The sequence below is a fragment of the Mycobacterium sp. genome (assembly GCF_036488105.1).
GTDB lineage: Bacteria > Actinomycetota > Actinomycetes > Mycobacteriales > Mycobacteriaceae > Mycobacterium.
The window spans coordinates 1-3,746 of sequence record NZ_DASXHW010000084.1; the positions used below are offsets into that span (position 1 = coordinate 1).

The following is a 3,746-nucleotide window of genomic DNA, read 5'->3' on the forward strand; positions in this document are numbered from 1 at the left end:
CAGCGACAATGACAAAACGTTGCGGAAATTCCGTCGAGAGCGCGCCGTCGGTCGCGTGCTCAATCCTGCGGTCAAGGGGCTGAGCAAGCTGGGGCTGCGCACCGCGATGGCCACCGAACTGGAGACCGTCGGCCGCAAGACCGGCCAGCTGCGCCGCGTTCCCGTTTCGGTGCAATTCGACCACGACGGGGCGTGGGTCATCTGTCAGCACGGCACCCGCTCCGGCTGGGGCCGAAATATTGTCGATAACCCTAATGTTCGTGTGCGACAAGGAAATCAGTGGCGCGCCGGAGTAGCGGAATTCAGACCTGATGACGACGTCGCGGCGCGCGGTCGCAAGTTCGGGCTGGTGGCATCCAAAGTCGCCAAGGCGTTGGAGACGACTCCGGTCTCGGTCAGGATCGACTTCACCGACTGAGTTCTGGCCTCCGGTCAGCTCCGCACGGCGTTGAGATACGTGATGTCGGCGAACGCTTGCGCGACCTCGTCGTCGGCGTACTGGAAGCCGTTAGCGGCATGCATTTCGGCGACGGGGCGATGCGCCACCTGCCAGCCGCGCTTGGTGAGATCTTCAATGATGTGGCTGCGCTCGTAGTGGTACACCAAGTCGTTGAAATCGATCTCAAAACCCAGCTCGCTCATCCGATCGTGGTGGCTGCGCCAGTGCGGATCATTGAAAACTGTTGTGTCAGGGACGAACTCGCAGGCCAGTTGGCTCTGCGGCGCACTCAGCGCGGTGATGTTGCTGAACAGCGCGTCCTGGGCTTCGGGCGGCAGGTAAAGCACCAGACCTTCGGCACTCCATACCGACGGGGCCTGCGGATCGAAGCCGGCCGCCCGCAGTGCCGCGGGCCAGTCGTCGCGCAAATCGACGGCGACGGTTCGGCGCTCGGCCGTCGGCTCGGCACCGAGCTTGCTCAGCGTCGAGGTTTTGAACTCGATCACATTCGGCATGTCGACCTCATAGACGACGGTGCCCTCCGGCCACGGCAGCCGATAGGCCCGCGAGTCCAGGCCGGCGGCGACAATGACCACCTGCCGAATACCACTGCGCGTCGCGTCGAGGAAGAAGTTGTCGTAGAACCGGGTCCGGACCGCCATCCCCCGGCCCATCCGGGCCGGATCGAATTCGGTCTCGTCGCCAACCGGGATCTCGCCATTCACCAGCCGGGTGTAGACGTCGATGCCGACCGCGCGCACCAGCGGCGCCGCGAACGGGTCGTCGATCAACCCGGCCTGGGACGCCAACGCCCGGTTGGCCGCCACCATCGTCGCGGTCGCGCCGACGCTCGTCGCGAGATCCCAGCTGTCGCTTTCGCTGCGTAACGACATCACGGCTCCTATCACGCTCTCAAAACAATATAGATGATCTAGTTATTGCCACGCTGGCGGCTATGCCTTAGTATCTGCGTATGCATGCAGGTATTGAAGAGGTCCGGCTCCCCGATGACCAGGTCGGCCTGGTCGTCGAGGTCTTCCGGATGCTTGCAGATGTGACCCGCACGCCCGAACACTCCGGCCCCGGAGTTCCCCGACATCACCGGGGTGACGACGGGTTGCGGATAGTCAAGGAGCGGAGTTAGACAAAGTGTTTCGCAACAAAGGAGATGATCAGAGATGACCGAACAACACACCCACGAGGACCCGCATTCGCACCAGCACGAGCACGGCGGCGTCGAGCACACGCATCCGCACACCGATCACGAGCACGAGCACGTCGAGCACGAGCACACCCATACCCACCATGACGGGACCGAGCACACCCATTCGCATTTGCACCAAGCCGGGCTGGAGGAGGTTCACCAGCACGCCCACCACTAGAGCGCCCGTGATGGACCTCGCGCAGAGGCGGTCGAGGTGTACCGCTTCTGGCGCGAGCGCAATGGCGGCCAGCGGCGGGTCGCCGGCGTCTGACCGTCAGACGACGTTGGGGCAGTAGTGCTTCGGGTCGCCTCGCTCGTCGAGCGGCGGCAGATTGCGGGCCGGCGTCTGCACCAACGGGGTATCGGCCGCAATCCGGCCGTTGGCCCGGTCGAAGCCGGCCCGGGCTCGTGGATGCTTGCGGTAGCGCGGCGGCACGACGGCGAAGATCAGGCGGACGACGTCGCCGAAGCGGCGGTGCAGCCACTCGTCGCGACGTGACCAGCTATAGCCCATCAGCTTGCGCACCGGCGGGTCGTACAGTCCAACCGTCACCCAGACGAAGAACGGTGCAAGCAGTTTGCGCTGCACGGCCCACAGGCGATCCGGAATCCATTGCGCGAAAGGCGGTTTCGGCAGCTCGGTGAGGTTAAGCACCTCGCGTGCGGCGAAGTTGGTCTCCAGTACCTCGCTGCACATGTGGTCCCAGTACACCTGGAAGTCTTCCCAGCTCTTCGGCACCGGGCGCATGCTCATGCCGTACATTCGGTACCACTCGATGTGCTCGTCGAACAGCTGGCGCTTCTGCGCTTCGCTGAGGCCGCCGCAGAACCGTTCGGCGACGTGGATCGTGCCGACGAAGAACGTCGAGTGCGCCCAGTAGAAAACGTCGGGGTTCAGCGCGTGATATCGCCGGCCCTGACTATCGGCGCCCTTGATTTCCACGTGGTAGTCGCGCACTTCGGCCCCGGTGGTCGGCGCGCGATCACCGTCGAAAACGACACCACCGATCGGGTACAGCGATCGCAGCAACCGAGGCCAGCGCTCCCGAAAAAACGTCGAGTGGTCTTCGACGGCCGCACCTAACTGCGGATGCATGTTCTGCATCGAACCTGCCCACGGACCCTGCAGCATGCCCCGCCAGTCACCGAAATACCGCCAGGTCAGCGAGTCAGGGCCAAGCGGTTGAGGCGGAGCTTCATATCCCAGCGGCGAAACCGGGCAACCCGACGCAACCGGGGCTGCCGCCGACGTATCTTGAGTCACTGATGCTATTTCCTGTCCGAGTCAGGCAATCTGACTACATGCGTTGTCAATAGAGTCTAGGAGTGAAGTGCCGTCCGGTCAACGCGCGCGTCGCTGGTCGGGTATCCCCCTCGAGGATCGCCAGGCCATGCGGCGAGACGAACTCGTCGCCGCCGGCGTGCAACTACTCGGTGGGCCAAGCGGCCCAGCGGTGACGGTGCGGGCGGTGTGCCGGCAAGCCGGACTCACCGAACGCTACTTCTACGAAAGCTTCGCTGACCGCGACGAATTCGTGCGTGCCGTCTACGACGACGTGTGCACCAGGGCCATGTCGGCGTTGACGTCGGCCGCGACGCCACGCGAGGCCGTCGAGCAATTCGTCGCGCTGATGGTCGACGACCCGGCGCGCGGGCGCGTGCTCTTGCTGGCCCCGGCGGTGGAACCGGTCCTGGTGCACTCGGGTGCGCAATGGATGCCCAGCTTCATCGAGCTGCTGCAGCGCAAGCTGACCCAGATCGGCGATCCGGTGCGACAGAAGATGATCGCCACCAGCTTGATCGGCGGCCTGACGGCGCTGTTCACCGCCTACCTGGACGGGCGACTGGCCGCCAGCCGCGAACAATTCATCGACTACTGCGTGGAAATGCTGCTCAGCAGGGTTACGGCACACTAGCCACCGCGACGCGGAAGGTCCCGGAGAGACGGAACTTGAATGTCACCGGCATAAATAGATATATTTACTGAAACCGACATACACAGATAACTGGGAGGCGTTGTGCCGGATCCTCAAGACCTGGACCTGTTGCGCGAACTCGAGCCGGTTGTCGAGAAGTACATGAACCGGCATCTGAGCGTGCACA

Annotated in this window: 6 protein-coding genes; 4 read left to right on the plus strand and 2 right to left on the minus strand. The window is 63.8% G+C overall.

Annotated elements, in window-relative coordinates:
• Positions 1-19 precede the first annotated feature (19 nt).
• Positions 20-418: a nitroreductase/quinone reductase family protein gene (locus VGH54_RS04785; protein ID WP_331510802.1), complete on the plus strand. Its 399-nt coding sequence runs from the start codon at positions 20-22 to the stop codon at positions 416-418.
• A 14-nt stretch (positions 419-432) separates the two neighbouring features.
• Here VGH54_RS04785 and VGH54_RS04790 read toward each other — a convergent pair whose 3' ends face one another.
• The gene (locus VGH54_RS04790; RefSeq protein WP_331510797.1) at positions 433-1,332 is read right to left on the minus strand and encodes a class I SAM-dependent methyltransferase; all 900 of its coding nucleotides are present in this window, start codon (positions 1,330-1,332) and stop codon (positions 433-435) included.
• A gap of 80 nt (positions 1,333-1,412) precedes the next feature.
• Here VGH54_RS04790 and VGH54_RS04795 point away from each other — a divergent pair, with 80 nt between their 5' ends.
• Together VGH54_RS04795 and VGH54_RS04800 are read left to right on the plus strand one after the other, a co-directional pair.
• Positions 1,413-1,583, plus strand: coding sequence for a hypothetical protein (locus tag VGH54_RS04795; RefSeq protein ID WP_331510798.1), 171 nt, complete (start codon positions 1,413-1,415; stop codon positions 1,581-1,583).
• Positions 1,584-1,617: 34 nt separating this feature from the next.
• The gene (locus VGH54_RS04800) at positions 1,618-1,821 is read left to right on the plus strand and encodes a zinc transporter Slc39a7 (RefSeq protein ID WP_331510799.1); all 204 of its coding nucleotides are present in this window, start codon (positions 1,618-1,620) and stop codon (positions 1,819-1,821) included.
• A gap of 96 nt (positions 1,822-1,917) precedes the next feature.
• On the opposite strand, the gene VGH54_RS04805 is transcribed toward VGH54_RS04800, so the two are convergent.
• Entirely contained in the window at positions 1,918-2,907 is a 990-nt protein-coding gene (locus tag VGH54_RS04805) for an oxygenase MpaB family protein (RefSeq protein WP_331510800.1), read from the minus strand.
• Between the two features lie 127 nt (positions 2,908-3,034).
• Between VGH54_RS04805 and VGH54_RS04810 the strand changes: the two genes are divergently transcribed.
• Positions 3,035-3,559 (plus strand): TetR/AcrR family transcriptional regulator, encoded by a 525-nt coding sequence (locus VGH54_RS04810; protein ID WP_414688643.1) that lies wholly within the window; start codon positions 3,035-3,037, stop codon positions 3,557-3,559.
• Positions 3,560-3,746 lie beyond the last annotated feature (187 nt).

Bases quoted from the DNA above. Each gene is read 5' to 3' on its own strand.
- VGH54_RS04810 (WP_414688643.1), top strand. From the start codon at position 3,035: ATGCGGCGAGACGAACTCGTCGCCGCCGGCGTGCAACTACTCGGTGGG.
- VGH54_RS04795 (WP_331510798.1), top strand. From the start codon at position 1,413: ATGCATGCAGGTATTGAAGAGGTCCGGCTCCCCGATGACCAGGTCGGC.
- VGH54_RS04800 (WP_331510799.1), top strand. From the start codon at position 1,618: ATGACCGAACAACACACCCACGAGGACCCGCATTCGCACCAGCACGAG.
- VGH54_RS04790 (WP_331510797.1), bottom strand. From the start codon at position 1,332: ATGTCGTTACGCAGCGAAAGCGACAGCTGGGATCTCGCGACGAGCGTC.